The 22,902-nt window shown below is 71.8% G+C and carries 24 protein-coding genes; 9 read left to right on the forward strand and 15 right to left on the reverse strand.

Annotated features, from left to right (window positions below):
* Positions 1 to 16: 16 nt before the first annotated feature.
* From ASF20_RS02895 to ASF20_RS02955, 13 genes are all read right to left on the reverse strand, one after another.
* Positions 17 to 397, reverse strand: a complete 381-nt coding sequence (locus ASF20_RS02895) for a hypothetical protein (protein WP_056270603.1) — start codon at positions 395 to 397, stop codon at positions 17 to 19.
* Positions 378 to 1,112: a hypothetical protein gene (locus ASF20_RS02900; protein WP_244472515.1), complete on the reverse strand. Its 735-nt coding sequence runs from the start codon at positions 1,110 to 1,112 to the stop codon at positions 378 to 380. The genes ASF20_RS02895 and ASF20_RS02900 overlap by 20 nt, the downstream gene beginning before the upstream one ends.
* On the reverse strand, positions 1,109 to 2,266 hold the full coding sequence (pqqE, locus tag ASF20_RS02905; protein WP_056270606.1) for a pyrroloquinoline quinone biosynthesis protein PqqE: 1,158 nt from the start codon (positions 2,264 to 2,266) through the stop codon (positions 1,109 to 1,111). The genes ASF20_RS02900 and pqqE overlap by 4 nt, the downstream gene beginning before the upstream one ends.
* On the reverse strand, positions 2,263 to 3,345 hold the full coding sequence (gene pqqC, locus ASF20_RS02910; RefSeq protein WP_056220277.1) for a pyrroloquinoline-quinone synthase PqqC: 1,083 nt from the start codon (positions 3,343 to 3,345) through the stop codon (positions 2,263 to 2,265). The genes pqqE and pqqC overlap by 4 nt, the downstream gene beginning before the upstream one ends.
* Before the next feature lie 143 nt (positions 3,346 to 3,488).
* Positions 3,489 to 4,391 (reverse strand): pyrroloquinoline quinone biosynthesis protein PqqB, encoded by a 903-nt coding sequence (gene pqqB, locus ASF20_RS02915; protein WP_056220280.1) that lies wholly within the window; start codon positions 4,389 to 4,391, stop codon positions 3,489 to 3,491.
* A gap of 43 nt (positions 4,392 to 4,434) precedes the next feature.
* Positions 4,435 to 4,524 carry a pyrroloquinoline quinone precursor peptide PqqA gene (gene pqqA / locus ASF20_RS02920; RefSeq protein WP_055889187.1) on the reverse strand — a complete coding sequence of 30 codons (90 nt, stop codon included), beginning with the start codon at positions 4,522 to 4,524 and terminating at the stop codon, positions 4,435 to 4,437.
* A gap of 200 nt (positions 4,525 to 4,724) precedes the next feature.
* Positions 4,725 to 5,429, reverse strand: coding sequence for a response regulator transcription factor (locus ASF20_RS02925; protein ID WP_055951546.1), 705 nt, complete (start codon positions 5,427 to 5,429; stop codon positions 4,725 to 4,727).
* Entirely contained in the window at positions 5,426 to 7,048 is a 1,623-nt protein-coding gene (locus ASF20_RS02930; protein WP_056270609.1) for a HAMP domain-containing sensor histidine kinase, read from the reverse strand. Before ASF20_RS02930 ends, ASF20_RS02925 begins: the two co-directional genes overlap by 4 nt.
* A gap of 256 nt (positions 7,049 to 7,304) precedes the next feature.
* On the reverse strand, positions 7,305 to 7,511 hold the full coding sequence (locus ASF20_RS02935; protein ID WP_056270611.1) for a hypothetical protein: 207 nt from the start codon (positions 7,509 to 7,511) through the stop codon (positions 7,305 to 7,307).
* Between the two features lie 203 nt (positions 7,512 to 7,714).
* On the reverse strand, positions 7,715 to 8,509 hold the full coding sequence (locus ASF20_RS02940) for a formylmethanofuran dehydrogenase subunit C (RefSeq protein ID WP_056270613.1): 795 nt from the start codon (positions 8,507 to 8,509) through the stop codon (positions 7,715 to 7,717).
* Positions 8,506 to 9,462 carry a formylmethanofuran--tetrahydromethanopterin N-formyltransferase gene (fhcD, locus tag ASF20_RS02945; RefSeq protein ID WP_056220295.1) on the reverse strand — a complete coding sequence of 319 codons (957 nt, stop codon included), beginning with the start codon at positions 9,460 to 9,462 and terminating at the stop codon, positions 8,506 to 8,508. Before fhcD ends, ASF20_RS02940 begins: the two co-directional genes overlap by 4 nt.
* Positions 9,463 to 9,495: 33 nt before the next feature.
* Positions 9,496 to 11,139, reverse strand: a complete 1,644-nt coding sequence (locus tag ASF20_RS02950) for a formylmethanofuran dehydrogenase subunit A (protein ID WP_056220298.1) — start codon at positions 11,137 to 11,139, stop codon at positions 9,496 to 9,498.
* On the reverse strand, positions 11,133 to 12,224 hold the full coding sequence (locus ASF20_RS02955; protein ID WP_056270616.1) for a hypothetical protein: 1,092 nt from the start codon (positions 12,222 to 12,224) through the stop codon (positions 11,133 to 11,135). The genes ASF20_RS02950 and ASF20_RS02955 overlap by 7 nt, the downstream gene beginning before the upstream one ends.
* A gap of 300 nt (positions 12,225 to 12,524) precedes the next feature.
* Here ASF20_RS02955 and ASF20_RS02960 point away from each other — a divergent pair, with 300 nt between their 5' ends.
* The 7 genes from ASF20_RS02960 to fae all read left to right on the forward strand — a co-directional run bounded on the left by ASF20_RS02960 (position 12,525) and on the right by fae (position 19,324).
* A complete protein-coding gene (locus ASF20_RS02960) occupies positions 12,525 to 13,493 on the forward strand; it encodes a beta-ribofuranosylaminobenzene 5'-phosphate synthase family protein (protein WP_056270703.1) in 969 nt (322 codons plus the stop codon).
* A gap of 110 nt (positions 13,494 to 13,603) precedes the next feature.
* Positions 13,604 to 14,497 carry an NAD(P)-dependent methylenetetrahydromethanopterin dehydrogenase gene (locus tag ASF20_RS02965; protein WP_056270619.1) on the forward strand — a complete coding sequence of 298 codons (894 nt, stop codon included), beginning with the start codon at positions 13,604 to 13,606 and terminating at the stop codon, positions 14,495 to 14,497.
* Positions 14,498 to 14,709: 212 nt separating this feature from the next.
* Positions 14,710 to 15,660: an ATP-grasp domain-containing protein gene (locus tag ASF20_RS02970; RefSeq protein ID WP_348271542.1), complete on the forward strand. Its 951-nt coding sequence runs from the start codon at positions 14,710 to 14,712 to the stop codon at positions 15,658 to 15,660.
* Positions 15,657 to 16,643 (forward strand): methenyltetrahydromethanopterin cyclohydrolase, encoded by a 987-nt coding sequence (gene mch / locus ASF20_RS02975; protein WP_056220310.1) that lies wholly within the window; start codon positions 15,657 to 15,659, stop codon positions 16,641 to 16,643. The genes ASF20_RS02970 and mch overlap by 4 nt, the downstream gene beginning before the upstream one ends.
* Positions 16,644 to 16,810: 167 nt before the next feature.
* Positions 16,811 to 17,722, forward strand: a complete 912-nt coding sequence (locus tag ASF20_RS02980; RefSeq protein ID WP_056270623.1) for a RimK family alpha-L-glutamate ligase — start codon at positions 16,811 to 16,813, stop codon at positions 17,720 to 17,722.
* Entirely contained in the window at positions 17,719 to 18,564 is an 846-nt protein-coding gene (locus ASF20_RS02985; protein WP_056270626.1) for a triphosphoribosyl-dephospho-CoA synthase, read from the forward strand. The genes ASF20_RS02980 and ASF20_RS02985 overlap by 4 nt, the downstream gene beginning before the upstream one ends.
* A 247-nt stretch (positions 18,565 to 18,811) precedes the next feature.
* Positions 18,812 to 19,324: a formaldehyde-activating enzyme gene (gene fae / locus ASF20_RS02990; RefSeq protein ID WP_056220318.1), complete on the forward strand. Its 513-nt coding sequence runs from the start codon at positions 18,812 to 18,814 to the stop codon at positions 19,322 to 19,324.
* Positions 19,325 to 19,460: 136 nt separating this feature from the next.
* Here the strand turns inward: fae and ASF20_RS02995 are convergent, their stop codons facing one another.
* A complete protein-coding gene (locus ASF20_RS02995; RefSeq protein WP_056220320.1) occupies positions 19,461 to 20,144 on the reverse strand; it encodes a HisA/HisF-related TIM barrel protein in 684 nt (227 codons plus the stop codon).
* A gap of 62 nt (positions 20,145 to 20,206) precedes the next feature.
* Here ASF20_RS02995 and ASF20_RS03000 point away from each other — a divergent pair, with 62 nt between their 5' ends.
* Together ASF20_RS03000 and ASF20_RS03005 are read left to right on the forward strand one after the other, a co-directional pair.
* A complete protein-coding gene (locus tag ASF20_RS03000; RefSeq protein WP_244476309.1) occupies positions 20,207 to 21,232 on the forward strand; it encodes a hydantoinase/oxoprolinase family protein in 1,026 nt (341 codons plus the stop codon).
* Between the two features lie 21 nt (positions 21,233 to 21,253).
* Positions 21,254 to 21,454, forward strand: a complete 201-nt coding sequence (locus ASF20_RS03005; RefSeq protein ID WP_056270628.1) for a hypothetical protein — start codon at positions 21,254 to 21,256, stop codon at positions 21,452 to 21,454.
* A 261-nt stretch (positions 21,455 to 21,715) separates the two neighbouring features.
* On the opposite strand, the gene ASF20_RS03010 is transcribed toward ASF20_RS03005, so the two are convergent.
* Positions 21,716 to 22,738 carry a zinc-binding alcohol dehydrogenase family protein gene (locus ASF20_RS03010; protein ID WP_056270705.1) on the reverse strand — a complete coding sequence of 341 codons (1,023 nt, stop codon included), beginning with the start codon at positions 22,736 to 22,738 and terminating at the stop codon, positions 21,716 to 21,718.
* Positions 22,739 to 22,902 lie beyond the last annotated feature (164 nt).

Here is a 22,902-nt window from a genome sequence, read left to right on the forward strand (position 1 = left end):
CTTCCGCGTGGCCCGGTCAGGTCCCGCCGCGGTAGCAGCGGATCTCGGCCTCGGCCTGGGCCCGGCGCAGGTCGGCCACCTGATCGTCGAAGACCTTGGTCGACTTGAACTGGGCCGTGCGCTGGCCGATGCCCTGGCGCAGGGACAGCACGGTGCTGGCCTGGACATACTTGTCGTAGGGCAGCAGCGAGGCGAGGGCATCCAGGGAGCAGGAGCAGCGCGACAAGGATTCGCGCGACTGGCCGTTCGCCGCCATGCAGCCGAAGATGTAGTCGGCCCGGGCCTCCGTGGGGTAGTCGTTCTCTGACTCGGCCGCGGTCGCCACACCCGCCAGGAAGGCCGCGGCGCAGGCGCCGGCGGCGAGGTGCGGGAGCCGCTTAACCAGCGTTCGGATCATAGCTCAGGTTCTCCTGCAGGAGTTCGCCGCCCTCGGCGTTCTTGGAGCTCGCCTCGATCGAGACGAGCTCGCCCGGCACGGCCGCGGACGTGACGAAGGTGTATTTCAGGTTCTCGAAGCCGCGCATGCGCTCCTTCATCTTGTCGTCGAGGAAGGGCTGAGTTTCGATGCGCCAGGCGTCGACCTTCTGGCCCTTGTAATCGATCTGCATCGGCGTCACGGTAGCGTTGTCGCGCAGGCCCTTGCGAATGGCGTTCTTGATGTAGCGCGGATTGGCCATCAGCACGCGGGCGAGATCCATGAGATGGTGCTCCAAGAAGAGCGTCATCACCGGGTTGCCGGGCATGTCCTCGAACGGGCCGGCCGGGAAACGGTTGGCCCCGGAGAACATCTCCACCCGGATGTTGCGGTTCTCTGCAGCGTTGCCGGGCTCGATCCCGAGCTTGATCGTGTCGTTCAGCGGCGGTCCGAACGGGCCCTTCGAGATGCCGCTGCGGCGCAGGTAATCGTAGGTCAGCTTCGACCCGGGCGGGACGTTCTTCATCTGCGGCTGCTCGAAGAGCAGGTCCGAGGCGTCGGGCGTCGTCGCGGTGCTGGCCTTTGTCACGGCGGACGCGTCGGGCGTCGCCGGTGGCGCGGGGGTGGTCGGCGGGGTCTGGGCGAGGGCGGGTGCGCCGGCGAGCATCAGCAGCGCGGCGAGTGTGACGGGCTTCAAAGCGGCGCTTCCTCATTCAGCGGCGGACGCACATTGGGCTGCACGTTACTGCCGATGGTCCGGTAGATGTAGTCGGGCGGGATCTCGGCCGCCTCCTCGGCGGCGAGGCCCCGCACCTTGGCGTGGAGCGGCGAGAGCGAGCAGGCCGGATCGGTGGCCGCCGCATCCCCGGCGAGAGCCAGGGCCTGGCAGCGGCAGCCGCCCCAGTCCTTCTCGCGCCGGTCGCAGGAGCGACAGGGCTCCTGCATCCAGTCCGTGCCGCGATAGGCCGTGAAGGCCGGCGCGTTCGCCCAGATGTCGCCGAGCGAATGGTCGGACACGTACCAGAATTCGAGGTTCGGGATCGTCTCGGCCGCGTGGCAGGGAAGCACCTTGCCCTGCGGCGTCACGTTCATGAGCTTGCGCCCCCAGCCGCCGGCGCAGGCCTTGGGGTATTTCGCGTAGTAGTCCGGCACCACGAGGTCGATGACGAGCTGGCCCTTCAGGCGCTCGCGGGCGGCCTCGACGATGCGGATCGAGCGGTCGACCTCCGCTTTATTCGGCATCAGGGCGGCGCGATTCACGTAGGCCCAGCCGTAATACTGGGTGTGGGCCACCTCCAGGCGCTTGGCCCCGAGCTTTACCGCGAGATCGATGAAGCCCTCGACCTCGTGGATGTTGCCCCGGTGGATCACCGAGTTCAGCGTCAGCGGCAGGCCGAGCTGGGTCACCCGCTCGGCGAAGGCGAGTTTCTGCGGCTGGGCGTTCTTGAGGCCGCCGATCTTCTCGGCATTGGCCGCGTCGACGCCCTGCACCGAGAGCTGCACGTGGTCGAGGCCCGCCTCGTAGAGCGCGTCGAGCTTCTGCAGGGCGCCCCCGACGCCGGAGGTGATGAGGTTGGAATACAGGCCGAGTTTCGCGCAGGTCGCGGTGATCTCGACGATGTCGTTGCGCGCCGTCGGCTCACCGCCCGAGAGGTGGACGTGCAGCACGCCGAGGCCCGCCGCCTCCGTCAGCACCCGCTGCCACGTGGCGGTGTCGAGCTCGCCCGAGCGCCGGTCGAGCTCGAGCGGGTTCGAGCAGTAGGGACAGCGCAGGGGGCAGCGATGGGTGAGCTCCGCCAGGAGTCCGACCGGTGCCGGCAGGGTGGGGGCGTTCGGCGTGATCGCGTTCATCGCTCCAGGACCCGTTTCGTGGCGAGATCGTTCAGCATCACGAGGATGTCGGCCTCGATCACGGCGGGGTCCGCCGTGAATTTCTCGCCCAGCAGGGCGGCGATGGCGCGCACGCTGCGCTGCCCGTCGACGAGTTCGAGGACCGCCACCGCGTTGGCGTCGAGGTCGAAGGTGCGCTCGGGCGCCAGGAGGACGTGCTGGTTGCGCACGGCATCGTGGCGCAGGCGCACGCCCCGGGGCAGGCGCGGCACGTCGTGCGCCGCGAGGGTGCCGGTGCCGGCCGCCTGCGCCACGGCGGGCTCGGGGACGAGCCCCGTGCCGGGCGTCCAGGCGTCGGGCGGGGTCAGGCCGGGGGCCACGTAGGCGAAGTAGAGGGCGTCGAGCTGGGTCCAGAGCACATTGCACTTGAAGGTCAGGGCGTCCATCGCCTGGCGCTGCAGGGCCGGCGTGGTGGCGTGCTCCTTGACGTACGCGATGGCGAAGTCGGCGTCGCGCGGGGCCTGGGTCAGGCGCTTGTCGAAATAGGCCAGCGTGTCCTTGGTGATGAAGTCGTAGTTCTTCAGCATCCCGGCCACCCGCTCCGAGATGATGGTCGGCGAGAACATCTCGGTGAGCGAGGAGGCGATGGCCTCCAGCAGCGAGCGCTCCTTCACGAAGTGCACGTAGGCATCCACCGAGAACCGGGTCGCCGACAGGATGCCTTGCGTCGATTCCACGTAGTCGCGGGCAAAGCCCACGCCCTCGGCGAGCTTGAGCCAGCGCTCGATGCCGCCGTCGCCGGGGGCGTCGCCGTCGTGGTCGACGATGCGCTGGCGCCAGACCCGGCGCAGGGACGCGTCGGTCATGCGCGCGAGGACGGCGGCGTCCTTCACCGGGATCATCGCCTGATAATAGTAGCGGTTCAGCGCCCAGGCCCGGACCTGATCCTTGCTGAGCTTGCCGTCGTGCAGGAGCCGGTGGAACGGGTGCAGGTTGTGGTAGCGGCGCGCGCCGATGTCGCGCAGGGCCGCTTCCAGCTCCTCCGGCGAGAGCAGGCGCTGGGCCTCATCGGTCTTCGGGGTCGGGAAGGGCGCGGTCATGTCGTGGCTCGCGGATCAGCGTGGAGCGGTTTTAGGAACTTTTCTTATCAATCGCGCCGCACCCCGTGAAGGCCACGGGCGCGCCGACGCAATTCAATCGGACACAATGTATGTCGTCGGCACTAAACTGCCAGATGGACGCCTCACGAAAGAGTCAGCGTCAAACCGTCATGGGCCACGGTCCAGCCCGCGGCCTCGACCTGGCGCCGCGCCTCGGAGCCCTCGACCAGCACCGGGTTGGTGTTGTTGATGTGGACGAAAACCCGGCGGCCGATCGCGACGTCGGACAGGGCCGCGATGGAGCCGCCCTCGCCGGTCATCGGCACGTGGCCCATGCGCCAGCCGGTCTTGGTGCCGACGCCGGCGCGGATCATGTCGTCGTCGAGGAGCACGGTCCCGTCGAAGAGCAGGCCGTCGACCCCGCCGATGCGGGCCTTCAGGTCCTCGGTGACGCGGGCGCAGCCGGGAATGTAGGCGAGGCGCCGCCCGCCGGCCTCGATCATCGCGCCCACCGTGGTCTCGGTCTCGGCGCCGATCTGCAGGGTCTCGTCCTCCAGCCAGAGGGGCACTTTGCCGGGCACCGCGAACAGGGTGACGTGCAGGCCCGGCACCGGCTCGAAGCGCCGGTCGAGGGCGATCGGCTCGCGGGCGACGACGCCCGTGGCCATCACGTCGAACACCCGGTTGGCGTTGACGGAGTCGAGGATGCCGGCGGTGCCGTAGAGGGTAAAGGGCTGGCCCTCGCGCAGGGTCAGCAGGCCGGCGACGTGGTCGACGTCGCCGTTGGTCAGCAGCACGGCCTGGATCGGCGAGTGCCGCAGCCCCGTGCGCGGGTGCATCGCCGGATTGTCGAACAGCTGCTGGCGGAGATCGGGGGAGGCGTTCACCAGGAGCCAGCGCTCTCCATCGGGGGAGACGGCGATGCTCGACTGGGTCCGCGGCCTGACGCGGGTCTCGTCCTCACGGGCGAGGGAGCAGATCGGGCAGCGGCAATTCCACTGGGGAAGGCCGCCGCCCGCGGCCGAACCGAGGATCAGGACATGCATGGTGGAACCGACGCTGCCTTCGGACCCTCGGGTTCGACGAAACTCAGTTGAAGGTGTCGATCTCAGCCGACTCGTAGCTGGTGACTTCCATGCCGACGCAGATCTCGGAAACGATGGGGGCAGCCCAGGTCATGGTGTTTCTCCTGAAGGTTTCTTCTGAACGTCAGCAGCATCCCGATCGCCTCTAAGAAGATCGTAAGACACTGACGGCGCAGAGATTTCTGTCGCCGCGCTGGTATCGACAATTTGGCCCGGCAGTTCAAGCGCTAAATTGCCGGTTCCTCCCGTCCACCCCCGCGAATCCGGTGTCGGCGTTAACGCGGCATGCCCGTTTCAGTGCCGGAAATCCTGTCCCTTCAGGTCCAGCATGAAGCCCCGGCCCCGCACCGTGACGATGACCGGGCCGCCGAGGCGGACGAAGTCGGACAGCTTGGTCCGCAGGTAACCCACGTAGACATCGACGACATTCAGGGAGAGGCCGCCCTGGCCGGCCCAGAGCTTGTCGAAGATGTCGCCCCGCGAGACCGGGTGGTTGGCGTTGTCCATCAGCAGGGCGAGGAGCTCGGCCTCCCGGGGGGTGAGGCGCGCCGTCGCATCCGCGAATCCGACCTGACGGACGGTCAGGTCGAGCATCAGCTTGCCGGCGGTGACCAGGGTGCGGGGCTCCTCCGAGGCCTTGCGGCGCAGGAGGTGGGTCTGGAGGCGGGCCAGGAGCTCGTCGAAGACGAAGGGCTTCACGATGTAGTCATCGGCCCCGAGCGCCAGCCCCTCGGCGCGGTCGCGGACCTCGTCCCGGGCGGAGAGGAAGAGTATCGGCCCCGGATAGCCGCCCTCGCGCAGGGAGCGGCAGACATCGTGGCCGGAGCCGTCCGGCAGGGTGATGTCGAGAACCACCGCCTCGGGCGCCTCGGCGCGGGCGGCCGCGAGGGCGTCGTCGACCCGTCCGGCGACGCCGACGGAGAAGCCCTCCGCCTCCAGGCCGCGGGCGAGCATGGCGCGAATGTCGCTGTCATCCTCGACGATCAGTACGCGCGTCATGCCACGGTCTCCTGGGCGCCCGTCGGGTGAGGCGAGGGGGGATGCTCGGCGTCGCTGGGGGACAGCGCGGGCAGGTCGAGGGCCACCTGCGCACCGCGCCCGCCCGGACCCGCCCCGAGGCGGATCGTGCCATCATGCCGCTCCACGACCCAGCGCGCCAGGGCCAGGCCGATGCCGAAGCCGGCCTCTCCCGTGGGGCTGTCGCGGCGGAAGCGCTCGAACAGGCCGTCGCCGAGGTCGGGGAAGCCGGGCCCGTCGTCGGTGATCGTCACCACCGCGTGCCCCCCCTCCGCCCGCGCCAGGGCGACCACCACCCGGGTGAGCCCGGTGGCGTGGCGCAGGGCGTTGTCGATCAGGCTCTCGACCACCTGGCGCAGCCATTCCCGGTCGGCGAGCAGCATCGGGTCGGCCTCGACCAGAGCGAGGCTCAGCGCCACGCGGCGGCGGGCGGCCTCGGAGCCCATGCCGTCGACGGCGTCGGCGAGGATCTCCCCCGCGCCCACCGGGCGGCGGTCGAGCTCGATCTGCCCCGATTCGGAGCGGGCGACGCGCAGCAGGTCCTCGACCCGGCGCTTCAGGCGCAGGGCGCGCTTGCGGATGGTGGCGAAGACCGGGGTGACGTCGGTCTGGCGCCCGGCCGAGCGGGCCGCGATGTCACATTCGCCCAGGATGACCGTGAGGGGCGTGCGCAGCTCGTGGCTGACATCGGCGAAGAAGCGCCGGCGCGAGCGGTCCACCGCCTCCAGGCGGGCATTGGCGGCGCGCAGATCGAGGGTGCGGGCCGCCACCGTGTCCTCCAGGGCGGCCCGGTCGGCCGCGAGCCGGCCCTCGCGCCGGGCGAGGCGGGCGGCCATGCGGTTGAAGTTCGCCACGAGCAGGCCGAGCTCGTCGCGGGTCGCCACCGACAGGCGGGTGTCGAGCTCGCCCCGGCCCACCGCGCCGGCGGCGCGGCGCACCGCCTCGATCCGGGCCAGCACGGGACGGGTCACCGCCCGGTAGAGCAGGAGCACGAGGGCGAGCGCCCCCGCCACGGCGGCCAGCGACGCGACCCGCAGGGTGCCGGAGAGCGCGCGCGCCGCGTCCGAGCCGGCGATCATCGAGCGCCGCTCCACCTCGATCAGGAAGGAGAGCGGTTGCCCGGTCATGGCACCGAAGCCGTTCAGGGCGCCCCGGATCGCCGCCCGGCGCGACTCGTCCTCCGACTGGCGCAGCACCTGGGTCACCTGCCGGTCGAGGACGGCGCGGGCCGCGCGCAGCTGGGCGAGGGGCCGGGTGCGGGCGGCGTACTGGGTGCGGTCGAGGGGGTCGTCACTCGACGCGATGGAGCGCCCCAGGGCCTCGTCCACCGCCACCAGGGCGCGGTCGACATGGGCGCGCGCCACCGCGAGTCCCTCCGGCTGCGCATCCGGGTTGCTCACCGCCTCCAGGGCGGCGAGCCCGTACTGGGTCATGCGCCCGGAGAGTTCGACCAGAAGTTCGAGGCGCCCTTGGGCCGCCAGCGTCCGGTCGATGGTGCGCTCGGCGGCGCCGATCGAGGCGAGGACGCCGAGGGCCGCCAGGACCACGAGGAGCGCGGTGCCGCCGAGCAGGAGCGCGAACCGGACCTTCAGCGAGCGCATGGTCGTGCCGACATCGTCTTGCCCGATCGTCCTGCCAAACCGTCTTGCGCAATCGTCCCGACGTGTTTCTCGGGCCTTGACCAGGACGGCCACCCGGACTGCACTGCATTCCGCGTTTGCCTGATCATCCCGTCTGCTCCGACGACCTTGCGATCAACATCGGGCGCGCATGCTCTGTAGGCTCAGGGCCGGTTCGGTTGCAAGCGTTGCCGCGCGGCGGGCGCGGGGCGCGCGCTCCTGATCGCGGGCGCCCCGCTTACAGGTCGCGCGGCTGGCTGCCCCGGACGGCGCAGCGCCACCGCGTCACCTGCCATTCCGGGTGCTCCGCCTGCCACTTGGCGATGGCGCTCTGGGAGTTGCGCAGGCAGATGTTCGGGCTGCGCGCCTCGAACGAGAGGTCGATCTTGTCCTCGCGGCACTGCGAGGGCTGCGACAGGAGGCAGATCGAGAGCAGGATGAGCATGAGGAGGCCGGGTTCGCGCTGGGGACAAACGGGACACCGGCACTATGGTACCGCCCGCGGACGCAGAAAATTGTCCGATCGGGAGGATTGTGCAAGTCCGGAGGGTCATCGGCCCGGCATCGAGGGCCGCCCCTCCGGGGCCGAGACGGTGGGCCCGGCCCTCCGGTTCGCCGTGGGCGCGCCCGAAAGAGCCGGAGACGGCCTCAGGCCGCCACCCAGAGCTCGCCCTTGCCGAGGGTGGCGAGGTCGCCGGAGTAGCGCGTCAGGGCCCCGGCGGCGAGATCCGCGTGGGCCGGGCTGAGGGGGCGCAGCGAGCGGGCCAGGAGGCGCAGGAACACGAGATCGTGCGTGCCGGTCTCGACGAAGCTCGGGGACAGGGCCCCGACGGCGCCGGCCAGGAGGGTGCCCCGGCGCATGCCATAGCCCGGATGGTCGCCCAGACTCGTCGCCGCGATGGTGCCGGCGATCATCCGCGCGCCCGCATGGGCGCCCGCCCGGCCGACCAGGATCAGGCCACGCCGCATGCGGTCGCCGAGATAGTCGCCGGCGCTGCCGCGGATCACCAGGGTGGCGCCGTCGAGGCCGGCCTTGGCGGCGTAGACCGCGCCGCCGGCATGGTCGCCGGCATCGCCCTCGATCGTGATCGTGCCGCCGGTGGCACCCGCGCCCGCGAAGGGACCGGCCGAACCCGTGACCGTCACCGAGCCGCCGGCCATGCCTTCGCCGAGGCGCTGCCCGACATCGCCGGTGACCCGGATGCGGCCGCCGCTCAGCGATGCGCCGACCCGGTCGAGGCGCGACGAGCCCCCCTCGATGACGAGGTCGTCGGAACCGTCGAGGGACAGCGTGAAGCAATCGCCGAGCGTCAGGCCGCGCCGGCTCGTGCCGACGGGGAGCTTGCCTGCCTCGGCCTCGGTCAGGCCGCTGAGCGCGAGCGGGGTGACGTGCCGGAAATCGAGCCGCTCCGGCGGCTCCTGGCGCAGGGTGAGGGTACTCATGCCGCTCCAGCCTCGCTGCCCGGCTCCTTCGAGAGCAGGTTCTTCAGATGATAATGGTGGCGGCCGAGATTGCCGCCGTAATTGCCGGCCGTGACGGCCACCAGCCCGTGCGCCGCCCCCGCTTCGGTCGCCGCATGCAGGGCCGCGCGCATGGATTCGGCCACCGCGTCGGAGGTGAGCGCGTCGATGACGATTTCCAGCACGACGCCGACCTCGGCCGAGAGCTCGGTGCCGGCCCGGCCCTTGAGGGTCGGGCAATAGGCGTCGTTGGTCGAGGCCATCATGCCCTTGGTGCGCGCGCCCACCTTCGAGCCGGAGCGGACGATGCCGCCCGGGAAGGGCAGGATCGCGCCGGAGACCGCGCGGGCGGCCTCCACGGCGATCTCGGCGACCTTCAGGGTGTCGGCGTGCTTGCGCCCGAGGAACAGCAGGTTGCCGCCGCCGACCGCGCCGTCCACCGCGCGGACGAAGTCCTCGCACAGGAACTCGCCGTCCATGACGGGGATGCGCCAGTAGCGCCGGGCCTTGCCGGTGACCGGGTCGGTCAGGCGCTTGGCCACCGCGAAGCCGTCGCCGAAGTAGCGGATCGCGCCGCCGAGCTTGATCTTCGTGGGGCCGTCCACGCCGGCGTAGCAGGCGGTGCCCGGGCAGGTGAGGATGCACTGGCCGACCCGCTTGAGGAGCTGGTCCTTGAGGCCGTTCGGCTCGAAGCCGAACAGCAGCACGCGCACGCCGGGGCGCCCGTCCGGGGTCTCCTCGGGGGAGAGCTCGCAGTCGATCCCGGCCTCGGCGCCGCAGCCGATCACCGAGGTGGCGAAGCCCGTCATCACGGTGGCGGCGATCATCGCCCACTTGGCCGTGTCGTTGGTGATGATGATCGCCGTTCCGGCGACGTCGAACGCCTCCGCGAAGGTGTCGATCACCGGAATGCCGTTGAGGGTGAGGTCCGTCATCTCAGTCACCCGTCCCCACGCGACGCATCTTTCTCACGACCGACATGCGACCTCCGCGAACACGTCCGGCTTCGGGAAGGCCTCGTCCGGCACCGCGAAGCTCTTCAGGCCGGTGCCGAAGCGGTCCTGCAGGTAGGTCTCGGAGCGGGCCACCATCGCCTTGTCGGACTCGACGGCGAGTTCCAGGGTGCGGCCCGAGCGCCAGGCCACCACCTCGCCGTCCTCCACGATGGTCTCGCCGTCCTTGAGCACCAGCTTGGCGCGGGCGAACATGGCCGTGCGGTCGGGGTCGTCGCGGTAGATCGCGACGTCGGCCCGGGCGCCCTCGCGCAGGTGGCCGCGATCGGCGAGCCCGAGGAGCTTGGCGGGACCCGAGCGCGTCAGCTGGGCGATCTCCGAGAAGCTGTACTCGCGCTCGATGGCGCAGAGGCCGGAGCGCTCGGCGATCACCTTGTGCAGGGAGGATATCTCGCGGTCGCGCTCCTCCTTGTCCATCAGGAAGTGGATGATGCGCGGGTAGTCGGTGAAGGGACCGCCGTTCGGATGGTCGGTGGTCAGGATGGTGCGCTCCGGCTCCTTGGACAGGAGCATGAGCTCGAGGCCGATCGCCCATTGCAGGGAGCTCACGGCGCCGCGCGGCTTGTAGAGGAACGGCACCACGCCGCCGCCCTCCGCGTCGCCCGCGGTGACGATCCACTTCTTCGGGTTGGCGCCCTTGCGACCGGCGAACTGGCGCAGGATGTCGAGGGAGATCGTCACGGTCTGGCCGAAGGCGACCTGGCCGACGTCGTAGGTGGCGTTGGGGTGCGCCTCCATGGCCTCGGTGATGCGCTCGGCCGCCGAGCGGAAGCCGCCCGTGAGGGGGTTCTCGGGGTCGGCGACGCCGTAGCCGTAGAACTGGGCGTGGGCGAAGTGGATGCGCCGCCCCTCCGCCGCCTCCAGGGTGTCCACGAAGGACTCGTCGGCGCCCGGGATGCCGAGGTTGTTGCAGTGGACGTGCAGCGGGTGCGGCACGCCGATCTCCTCGACCGCGTCGAGGAGGGCGCCCATGATCTTGCGGGTGGAGAGGCCGTAGACCGGGATCTCGTCGTCGAGGCTGAGCTTCAGCATCCCGTCCTTGAAGGCCGAGGCGCCGCCCGCGTTGATGCACTTGACGCCGAGGCCCCGCGAGGTCGCCACCGAGAGGGCGACGAGGTCGCGCACCGCCGCCTTGCCCTCGCGCGCCCGCAGGAGCTGGAGCAGGTGGTCGTCGTTGCCCATCACCGTCAGGGCGCCGCGGTCGAGCAGCGGGATGTCGGCGAGCTCGAGCTGGGTGGCGAGCGCGTTGGCGGGCGGCATCGCCGGCTCGACCGCCAGGGTGTAGCCCATCCGGGCGTAGTTCGCGCCGATCCAGGCGGCCGAGCCGCCCGCATGCGCGAACGGATGGCCCTCGGGCGCGGCCTCGCTGGCGTAGAGTTCGGGCAGCAGCAGGCGGCTCATCACCACGTTGCCGCCGGCGATGTGCGAATGGACCTCGACGCCGCCCGCCATCACCACGCAGCCGGTGGCGTCGACGGTGCGGTCGGGCGCGCGGTCGGAGGCGGGCACGACGCGCCCGTTCTCGATCCAGACCTCGCCGACCGCGTCGCGGCCGGCCGTCGGGTCGACGACCCGGCCTCCGTGAATCCGGATCAGCATGCGGCGGCCTTCTTCTGCATGAGGCGGTGTTGAAGTCGATCGTGGATGGCGGTGAGGATGCCGGCCGCGCTCAGCTCGGCGGTCGGGCCGGGGGCCGGCGCGTAGGTGATCGCCGCCCGGCGCTCGTCCCACAGGCTGCCGCCGGCGCTCTCGCCGGGAACGCCCACGGCGAAGACCACGTCGGCGACGTCGCCGCCGGCCTCCGGGCTACCGACGCCCACGATGGCAACGCTGGGGAGGGTGCCGAGCCAGTCGGGGCGCGGGGCGGGCAGGGAGGCGAGCCACAGGGCGGCGTCCGCCTCGCCGGCGGCGATCTGGCGGGCGCTGTCGAAGCGCCAGGGATCGTGCTCGGGCACGTGCCGGCCGAAACCGACGCGGGGGGCCTGGCCGGTGGTCCAGGCGGCGAGCTGCAGGAGGGCACGGCCCTGGAACGGATCGGCGAGGGGCAGGCCGAAGAAGCGCGTGACCTCGTTGAGGTCCTTGATCATGCCCTGAAGCATCTCGACGCCCAGTTCGCCGATCTCGGCCGGGTCGTACAGCACGACGCCGTACTGCGCGGCGGCAAGGCGCCGGGCCAGGTCGGCATAGGCCGCCTCGCCGCCGAGGTTGCCCTTCAGGAAGGCGCGCAGATGCGCGACCGAGACGGCGAGGCCGCCGGCCTCTGCCGGATAGGCCACGTGCCGGGTGGCGCCGTTGCGCGGGCCACCCAGGGACAGGATCACCCGCTCGGAACCGGCGGCGCGGCCCCGCGTCGCCTGCGTGCCGGCGATGTCCTGGACGATGGGGCGGTCCCAGGGGGCGTTGCCCACGATGAGGACCGCATCGGCCCGGCCGACGGCCTCGGCGGGCGTCGTCGTCATGGCCCCGCTGCGGCTGAGCGATCCGAGCTCGGCATAGAGGCTCGGGCCGGCCACCGGATCGACGGAGGCACCGAGGGCGTCGGCGAGATGGTAGGCGGCGCGCACCGCGCTCAACTCGGCGCAGAGCCCCGCCAGGACAACATTCTGCGCTGAAGCGAGGAGCGTGGCGGCGGCCTCCACCGCCGCGTCCGCGTCCGTCGCACCACCCTTCACCCAGGCCGCCATGCGTTGCACCTTGGAAAATCGAGGGCCCGGCGCGCGCCGTGTTCGGCGTCGCGCACGGCGGGACTGAGCCAGTCCGTGTCGTTGGGGCGGCACGTTTGCATCGCCGCCGCCCCCCAGGCAACCCCCCTGAACCGCGTCGGGCGAATCAGACGCCCGGCACCGCGGCGGGAGATTTGTCCGATGCGCTTGCGACGGGTCGGCGCTCCGTGGGAGAAGCCGGCGGCGCGGGATCGGCGGCCCGCGGGGGCACGAGGCCGTTCGGAGCGGGGAGGACGGGGCACGATGGAGGGGATCGACGTGATGCGGATCCCAAGCGGGCCGGGCGGACCCGGCGCCGGCCTTCGCGTGCACGCCCCGGCCCGCCTGCATTTCGGTTTCCTCGACCTGCATGGCGGCCTCGGCCGGCGCTTCGGCAGCATCGGCCTCGCCCTCGACGCCCCCGCCGTGACCCTGACCGCCCGTCCGGCCGAGCGCCTCGACGTGACCGGGCCGGAGGCACGCCGGGCCGCCGCCTATGCGCTGGCGGCCGCGGGCCACCTCGGCATTGCCGGTCACGCCGCACTGACCATCGAATCGGCGATCCCCGCCCATGCGGGCTTCGGCTCCGGCACGCAGCTGGCGCTCAGCGTGGCGGCCGCGCTGGCGGGCCTGGCCGGGCGGCCCTTCGCGCCGGAGGATTTCGCCGACGCCCTCGACCGGGGGAACCGCTCGGGGGTCGGCCTCGCGGCCTTCACCCAGGGGGGCCTCATCGTCGATGGCGGCCGCGACCCCGACGGCAACCCGCCGCCGGTGATCGCCCGCCTGGCCTATCCGGAGGCCTGGCGCGTGGTGCTGATCCTCGACACCGAGATGACCGGCGTCCACGGCACCCGCGAGGTCGCGGCTTTCCGCGATCTGCCGCGTTTCCCGGAGGCGCAGGCGGCCGAGATCTGCCGCATCGTGCTGATGCAGGTGCTGCCGGCCGCGGTCACGGCCGAGCCGGAGGGGTTCGGCGCCGGCATCACCCGGATCCAGCAGCTCATCGGCGACCACTTCGCGCCCCACCAGGGCGGGCGCTTCGCCAGCCCCGCCGTGGCCGCGGCGCTCGCCGCCGTCGCCGACCTCGGACTCGCCGGCTACGGCCAGAGCTCCTGGGGCCCCACCGGCTTCGCCCTGGTGCCCTCGGAGGCCGAGGCCCGCGCCCTCGTGGGCATGCTGGAGCGGCCGGGTCCCCTCAGGTTCCTGATCGCCCGGGGACGCAACACCGGCGCGTCGGTCACCGCGCTTTAAGACGAATCCCGCTAGAGCCGAGCTTCCGCCCACCCGAACCCGGCGGGCTTTGACAATTCGACGCCTCCGCGCACGATCGGGCCGCGTCACAGCACGAAGGGAGTCCGACGATGGCCCGCTCGATCCTGCACATGATCACGCCCCTGAAGCACATGAGCCCGTTCGACGTGAACATGGCGGTGGATGCGGGCTTCGAGACGATCGCGACCTACACCAACGCCACGCTCGCGGACGTGACGACCCTGGTCCAGGACTCGATCTTCTCGCGCAGCCCCCAGGACGGCGTCCGCACCGGCATCTTCATCGGCGGCAAGAACGCCGAGGACGCCCTCGACATGGTCGACCGGGCCAAGAAGGCCCTGGTGCCGCCCTTCGCCAACCACATCTTCGCCGACCCCGCCGGCTCCTTCACCACCGGCGCCGCGATGGTGGCCGAGGTGACCCGCGCCCTGAAATCGAAGTTCGACACCGGCCTCGAGGGCAAGCGCATCGTGATCTTCGGCGGGGCCGGCGTCGTCGCCTATGTCGCGGCCGTGATCGGCGCCCTCCACGGCGCCAACGCGGTGATCGTCGGCCATGACGGGGAGGAGCGGGTCAGCAAGATCGCCAACACCATGCGCTGGCGCTTCGGCGTCGAGGTCGAGGCCGTGGACGGCTCCACCGTCGCCGCCCGCCGCGCCGCGATCACGAAAGCCGACGTCATCCTCTCGGCCGGCCCGGCCGGCATCCCGATCCTGACGGCGGAGGATCTCGAATCCGCCCCGAACCTGCTCGTGGCCTCCGACGTCAACGCCGTGCCGCCCGCCGGCATCGCTGGCATCGACGTCAACGCCATCGACGTGCCCCTGCCCACGGGCCGGGGCGTCGGCATCGGCGCGCTGGCGGTCGGCAACGTCAAGTACCAGACCGAATCCCGCCTGTTCCGCCGCATGCTCGAATCCCACGAGCCCCTCTGCCTCGATTTTCGCGATGCCTACACCCTGGCGGTCGAGGTGGCGGGCTGAGAGCGGCCCACCCGGGGCTGGGCCCCGGACAGACCCTCCTCGTCGCCGCCCAGTCCGGCCGCGCCCTGGCTCAGGCGGCCCGGCGGGCGGGCCTGCGGCCCCTCGTACTCGACCTGTTCGGCGATGCCGACACGCAGGCGCTGGCCGAGGGGTACCGCCAGGCCGAGGGCCGCTTCGGGGCCGGGCTCGCGGGTGATGCCCTCGTCGCCCGCTTGGACGAACTCGCGTCCCTGGGATCGGAAAAGCCCCTCGGCATTGTGCTGGGCAGCGGCTTCGAGGCGGCGCCCGCGCTGATGCGGGCCATCGCGGGCCGCTACCGTCTCCTCGGCGCGAGCCCGGATTGCGTCGGTGCGCTGAAGGACCCGGCCACCTTCGCGGCCCTGTGCCGGGCGCACGGCGTGCCGCACCCGGCCCTGACCCGCGCCCCCGTGCCGGATCGGTCCGCCTGGCTCCTCAAGCGGGCCGGGGGCTCGGGCGGCACCCACATCCGCCGGGCGACCGCCGGTGCGGCGCCGCCCGGAGCCTATTTTCAGGCCCGGGTGCCGGGCCGCGCCGTCGCAATCTCGGTCCTGGCTGCCGGCGGCGCCGTCCGAGTCGTGGGCGTGACCGAGCAATGGTGCGCCCCGTCTCCCCTGCACCCCTTCCGCTATGCCGGCGCTCTGGAACGGGGCCGCCACGAACCACCGATCCTCGAGCCACGTCTGCAGGCGGACATCGTCGCGGGCGTGACCCGCCTCGCGGCGGCGACCGGCCTCGCCGGCCTCGCCAGCGCCGACTGCCTCGTCGACGGCGAGGCCTGGTGGCTGACCGAGATCAATCCCCGTCCGGGGGCGACCCTCGACGTGCTCGACCGGCGCGCGACACCCCTGCTCGGCCTGCATATCGCCGCGAGCCTCGGCCGCCTCGGCGATCCCGAACCCGCACCGGTGGATGCGGCGGCGTCCGAAATCTGCTACGCGGCCAGCGGCTACGCGCCGATACCGCCGATCACCTGGCCGGATTTCGTGCGCGACCGCCCAAGACCCGGCACCACGGTGGCGCGCCACGCGCCCCTGTGCACCCTGTTCGCCACAGGGCCGGACTCGGCCGCCACGAGAGCGATGTTGCGAGGCCGGGCCGCCGAATTGCGGATCCAGCTCGCCCTGACGGAGGGACACCCATGACCACGAGCCCGAGCGGCGCGAAATTCCCGTTTCCGAGCGTCAACGCTCTGACCGCTCCCCTGGTGGAGCGGCTGGTCGCCGATGCCGAGGCCCTGCGCCTGTCCGTGACCACCGAGAACGGCGCCCGCATGATCGATGCCGGCGCCACCGTGCGCGGCTCCATCGAGGCCGGCCGCCGCATCGCCGAGATCTGCCTCGGCGGCCTCGGCACCGTCTCGATCGCGCCGTCCGGCCCGATCGCGTCCTGGCCCTACTCGGTGATCGTGCACGCCGCCGATCCGGTCATCGCCTGCCTCGGCAGCCAGTATGCCGGCTGGTCGCTGGCCGACGAGACCGGGGATTCGGGCTTCTTCGCCCTCGGCTCCGGCCCCGGCCGCGCCGTCGCGGCGGTGGAGGACCTCTACGGCGAGCTCGGCTACAAGGACACCGCGCAGCGGACCGCCCTGGTGCTGGAAGCCGCCGGCGGCCCGCCGGCCTCCGTCATCGCCAAGGTGGCCGAGGCCACCGGCCTCAGCCCCGAGCAGCTCACCTTCATCTACGCCCCGACCCAGAGCCTGGCCGGCTCGACCCAGGTCGTCGCCCGCGTCCTCGAGGTGGCCCTGCACAAGGCCCACACGGTCGGCTTCGACCTGCACACGATCGTGGACGGCATCGGTTCCGCGCCGCTCTCGCCGCCGCACCCGGACTTCATCCAGGCCATGGGCCGCACCAACGACGCCATCATCTACGGCGGCCGGGTGCAGCTCTTCGTCGAGGCCGACGAGGCCGACGCCCGGCAGCTCGCCGAGCAGATCCCCTCGTCGAACTCCGCCGACCACGGCGCGCCCTTCGCCGACATCTTCTCCCGGGTGAACGGCGACTTCTACAAGATCGACGGCGCCCTCTTCAGCCCGGCCGAGGTCATCGTCACCTCGGTCACCACCGGCAAGAGTTTTCGCGGTGGCAAGCTGATGCCGGAGCTGGTCGAGGCCTCGTTCCGCTGAGCGGACGTGCAAGAACCCTCCCCCCTCTGCGGGGGAGGGTACCTGCGGAGCAGGCGGGAGAGGGGGCGACGTATCCGGATATGGCGCTCCCCTCATCCGACCTGCTGACGCGGGCCACCTTCTCCCGCAGGGGGGAGAGGGAACCGACGTTGAGGTTGTGAGAAAGCATGCGGATCGGGCTCGCGGCCGATAACGGCAACTGGCACAAGGCACGCCTGAGGGCCGCCCTCGAACAGCTCGGCGCCGCGCCGGTGCTGTTCTCCATGGCCGACGTCGCAGTGGTGACGGGGGGCCCTGAGCCCCTGCGGGTGCCCGGCTTCGAGACCCTGCCGGACGGCGTCCTCCTGCGCACCATCGCGGGGGGCACCTTCGAGGCGACCACCATGCGCCTGGGCGTGCTGCACGCCCTGGTGGCCAGCGGCACGACCGTGTGGAATTCCCCGAGCGCGATCGAGCGCTCGGTCGACAAGGCGATGACGAGCCTGCTCATCGACCGGGCCGGCCTGCCGACCCCGGAGACCTACGTGCTCTCGAAGCGGGACGCCGCCGCCGCGGTCGTGGCCCGGGAGGCCCGCCCCGGCCGTCCCCTGGTGCTGAAGCCGCTCTTCGGCTCGCAAGGCGAGGGCCTCCAGCTGATCGAGCGCCCCGAGGACCTGCCCGACGAGGAGGCGGTGTCCCGGGTCTACTACCTGCAGCGCTACATCGCCCGCACCGACGGGCTGTGGCGCGACTACCGGGTCTTCGTCTGCGAGGGCCGCGCCATCGCGGGCATGATCCGCGAGGGCGACGGCTGGATCACCAACGTCCATCGCGGGGGCCGGCCGCTGCCCTGGACGATGCCGCCCGCCGCGGCCGAACTCGCCGAGCGGGCCGCCGCGGCGGTCGGCGTCGACTATTCCGGCATCGACCTCGTCGAGGACGGGCAGGGGGGCTACCTCGTGCTGGAGGTGAACTCGATGCCGGCCTGGTCCGGGCTGCAGCAGGTCACCGAGGTCGACATCGCCCTCGCCGTCGCCCGCGGCTTCCTCAACGCCGTGCGGGCCGCCCGTCCGCCCCGCCTCGTCTCGGCCCTCGGATGATCGCACCCGGGACCGTCGCCGCCGCCTACCGCGCGAGCTGCCTCGACGAGCTCGACGCCCTGAAGCCCGGCAACGTCCACGCCTTCGCCGACGGCCACCGCATGGCGGTGGCGGATTTCGTGACGAGCGCCGAGGTCTCGGCTCCGGCCCTGGCCGAGGCGGGCGCGCCGGTCGGCCGGCGGGTGCTCCGGGCCGTCGAGGCGACGATGGACCGCGTCGGCCAGAACACCAATCTCGGCATCCTGCTCCTCTGCGCGCCCCTCGCCCGGGCGGCGGAGACCGCCCCTCCGCTGCGGGCCGCCCTCGCCACCGTGCTCGACGGCTTCGACGCCGCCGATGCCCGCGACGTCTTCGCGGCGATCCGCCGGGCCAATCCGGGCGGCCTCGGCCGGGCCGAGCGCTACGACGTCACCGATTCGCAGGGTCCCGATCCACAAGGCCCCGCCTCGCTTCGGGCCGCCATGGCGGAGGCCGCCCCGCGCGACGCCATCGCGCGGGCCTACGTGACGGGCTTCGCCGATCTGTTCGCCATCGGCCTGCCGGCCCTGGCCGCGGCCCGGGCGCGGGGCCTCGCCCCTCCCTGGTGCACCACCGCCCTGTATCTCGCCTATCTCGGCCGGGTGCCCGACAGCCACGTGGCGCGCAAGCACGGCCCCGACCGGGCGGAGGCCCTGCGGGCCGAGGCCGAGGCGCTGCTCGCCCTCGATCTCGCCGCGGCCCCCGTGGACGCCCTCCTCGACCGGGACCGCGCCTGGAAGGCGGCCCGACTCAATCCGGGCACCAGCGCGGACTTCACGGTGGCGACGCTGTTCCTCGATCGCCTCCTCCGGGCCGAAGCCTGAATCCGGCCGATCGACCGGGATTTCACGGCCTCTCGGGAAGGTTCCGTCCACCGATGAATAAATTGCCAAGCCGACCGGGCTGCGCAGGGTTGTTCCCGGCCGGACCCCAGAGTAGGGTCCGCGCCGCGATCCGGGCTAACCGGTCCGGTCCCTCGATGGACTGGACGCCGTGAACAAGGATAGCTGCCGGCCGCCCCCTGAGCTCGGGAGCGGCCACGTCTTTTCAAGACTTTGGGAGAAACCCCACATGGCGAAGATCAACAAGGTTCTGGTCGGCGAAGCCCTCGTCGGCGATGGCAACGAAGTCGCCCACATCGATCTGATCATCGGACCGCGCGGTTCGCCGGCCGAGGCCGCTTTCTGCAACGGCCTCGTGAACAACAAGCACGGCTTCACCAGCCTGCTCGCGGTCATCGCGCCGAACCTGCCCTGCAAGCCCAACACCCTGATGTTCAACAAGGTCACCATCAACGACGCCCGTCAGGCCGTCCAGATGTTCGGCCCTGCCCAGCACGGTGTCGCCAAGGCCGTTCAGGATTGCGTGGCCGAGGGCACGATTCCCGCCGATGAGGCCGACGACCTGTTCATCCTGGTCGGCGTGTTCATTCACTGGGAAGCGGCCGACGACGCCAAGATCCAGAAGTACAACTACGACGCCGTGAAGCTCTCCATCGAGCGCGCCGTCAAGGGCGAGCCCACCGCTGCCGTCGTCACCGAGCAGCGCAACTCCGCGTCGCACCCCTTCGCGTCGAACGCTTAGATCGGGGGCAGTCCTGGGCAGAGCGCGCCTCCGCCCGCACCGCGGGGCCTGCTCCAGCGACTGGCTTCCATCTTCCTCGGACGATGAACATGAGACGGGGCGGCCTTCGGGCCGCCCCTCTTTTTTGGGCGCGCCCTCAGCCGCGCAGCGTCCCGTCATGGATGGCGGAGGCCACGAGGGCGCCGGCCACGCCGCGGCGGCGCAGGACCTCCACATCCGCCGGGCCCCGCACACCGCCCGCCGCGTAGAGGCGCGTCGCCGGGCTCGACGCCGCCACCGCCGCCAGACGGTCGAGGTCCGGCCCCGCCCCGACGCCGATCCGCCCGAGGGTCATCACGATGACGTCGCGCGGCCAGTGGGCCGGCGTGTCGTGCAGGCTGGACGGCCCGAGGCGCTCGCCCTCCCGCGTATCGAGCGAGAACACGGCACGCTCCCCCAGGGCGCGCACGAGCCCTTCGTCGGCCTGGCTCTCGCTGCCGATCACCGGCCGGCCGAGACCGGTCGCCAGGAAGGCCTCGACCCCGGCCGGCCCGGAAAATCCCGCATCGACCCAGAGGGTGATGCCGGGGCAGGCGGCCGCGATCGCGGCGAGGCTCGCCCGGTCGGGGGCCGCGCGGTCGACGATCGCGTCGAGGTCGGCCACGTAGAGGATGCGGGCCGGCACCGCCGCCAGGAGCCCGCGGGCGACGTCCGCCGGCGCCGACCCCTTTGCCAAGGGCGTCACGATCGGGGCATAGGAAGCACGGTCTCCGGCCCGCGCCCGCACCACCGTTCCGTGGCGCAGGTCGAGCACCGGAATGATCTCGAATTCGTCCGCCATCCGGCTTTCTCCCGTGTTCAGGCCCGCCCGTGACCCCACAGACTCCATCCCCTGACACGCCGGTGATCGGCTGGGATCTCGGCGGGGTCCATGTCAAGGCGGCCCTGGTCCGCGACGGCCGCGTCGCGGCCGTGGTGCAGGCGCCCTGCCGCCTCTGGCGGGGGCTTCCCGCCCTCGACGAGACCCTGGCGCAGTTGCCCGACTGGGCGCGGGACACGGCCGATCACGTCGTCACCATGACGGGGGAACTCACCGACTGCTTCGCCGGCCGCACCGACGGCGTGCGGCAGATTTCCGCCTGGGCCGAGGCGACCCTCACCGGCCGGGTGCGGATCTATGCCGGCCGGTCCGGCCTCCTCGCCCCCGAAGCCGCCGCGGCGCACGCCGCCGACATCGCCTCGGCGAACTGGCACGCCACCGCCGCCCTGATCGGCCGCCACGTCGCCGACGGGCTCCTCGTCGATATCGGCTCCACCACGGCCGACTTGATCCCGATCGCCGCCGGGGTGCCGGTGGCGGCCGGCTACAGCGACGCCGAGCGCCTGGAGACGGGGGAACTCGTCTATACCGGGGTCGTGCGCTCGCATCTCGTGGCGCTGGCCGACCACGCCCCGTTCCGGGGCCGGCGCACCGGTCTGATGGCCGAGACCTTCGCCACGGCCGCCGACATCCATCGCATCCTCGGCGACCTGCCGGAGGGCGCCGACCAGCAGCACAGCGTCGACCTCAAGGGCAAGTCGATTCCCGAGAGCGAGACCCGCCTCGCCCGCATCGTCGGCCGCGACCGCGACGAGGGCAGCGCCGCCGAGTGGCGCGCCCTGGCGGCCCATTTCGCAGAACGTCAGCTCCGGCTGCTGCACGATGCGGCGGCCCTGGTGCTCTCGCAGCGGCCCCTGCCGGACGCGGCGCCCGTGGTGGCGTGCGGCGCCGGCCGCTTCCTCGCCGAACGCCTGGCCGCGCGCCTCGGACGGCCGGTCGTCGCCTTCACCGACCTGATCGCCGGCCGCCTCGCCGAGGCCGGGGCCGACTGGGCCTCCACCTGCGGCCCCGCCGTCGCCGTGGCGCTGCTGGCCGCCGATCCGTCCTGATCCCCTGGAGAGACCCCGCGCATGAGCACGCCGCAGAAACTCGCCCGCATCCTCGCCACCCGCTCCAGCGGCGGCATCGAGCTCGCCCTCGCCACCGAAACCGGCCAGACCGTGCGGGTGCTGGCGACGCAGGACCAGATCGACATGCTGGTGGACGAGCTGGAGGACATCCTCAACTCGCCCGTGGAGCCCGACGCCCCGGAGCCGCCCGCGGCGGCCTGAGGGGCAGGGGGTCGCAGGCTCTCGCGGTCGGAGCTTGATGCCCGGTCCCATCCGTTTGCCACCCCGGAAGCTTCGCTTCGCGCCAGCTTGGTGGAGGATGGGCTACGTTTGGGTGGGGTGGATTTCCGCAGGTCCGCTTTCGAGTGGCTGCGGCATCAGAGCCGACGTCGAAATAGCGTTAGTCCAGGCCACGACGCGGAGGCATCTCGGGCTGATGCAGGAAGCGTCTCGGTTCCGAGCCGGGACGCTTCGCCTGCCGGCTTAGTCGCTGAACCCGGCGAGGACGACCTTGCCCCTTGCCTTCCCGCTCTCGATGAGCGCGTGGGCGCGTGCCAGGTTGGAGGCGTTGATCGGACCGAAGGTCTCGCTCAACGTCGTGTGCAGCCGTCCCGCATCGATCAGGCGGGCGATCTCGGTCAGGATCGCGTGCTGTCGTTCCATGTCGGCGGTCTGGAACAGCGAGCGGGTGAACATCAGCTCCCAATGCAGCGACAGGCTCTTGGGCTTGAGCGGCATCACGTCCAGGGTCTCGGGGTCGTCGATCGGGCCGAGGCGTCCTTGCGGCGCGAGGAGCTCGATGATCTGCGGGAGATGCGCACCGGTCTGCGTAGTCGCGAATACGAACCCGGGCTCGCCGGGAAGACCGAGCGCCGCGACCTCGGCGGCGAGGGGCTTCGCATGGTCGATCACGTGGTGGGCCCCGAGGTCCCGGCACCATTGCGCCGTCTCCGGGCGCGACGCCGTGGCGATCACGGTGAGATCCGTAAGCTGCCGGGCGAGCTGAATCGCGATCGAGCCGACACCGCCGGCGCCGCCGACGATTAGGATCGCCGGTGCGGCACCCGGCACGGGCTTGGCGACGTCGAGCCGGTCGAACAGCATCTCCCAGGCGGTCAGGGCCGTGAGCGGCAGCGCCGCGGCGGCGGCAAAATCGAGGGTGGCCGGCTTGGCACCGACGAGGCGCTCGTCCACGCATTGGAACGCGGCGTTGCTACCCGGCCGGTCGAGCGCTCCGGCATAGAACACCGCATCGCCGGGCTTGAACAGGCGCGCCTCCGGTCCGACGGAGACCACGATCCCGGCCGCATCCCAGCCGAGGATCTTCGGTTCGCAGCCTTGCTTGTAGGCGCCCTGACGCACCTTCGTGTCGATCGGGTTCACCGAGACCGCCTCCACGCGCACGAGGAGGTCGCGTCCGGTTGGAACAGGATCGGGGAAAGTCGTGTCCAGGAGGGCGTCCGGCGCATCGATCCGGGCGCCTTCGGTGTAGGTAACGGCACGCATGAGCATCTCGCAGGATGTGGCGACGGGCGGCTCCGCGCCACCGTCTCAGACCGTCTAATCGCGAGCCGCTTCCTTTGGCGCAGCGGCGTGACGCGCACATCACGCCCGTGCTGCTGAAACCGTGAGGCAGTGGCGGGATGTCGACCCGAACGAATTTCGAGATC

It is taken from the genome of Methylobacterium sp. Leaf88, assembly GCF_001422795.1.
GTDB lineage: Bacteria > Pseudomonadota > Alphaproteobacteria > Rhizobiales > Beijerinckiaceae > Methylobacterium.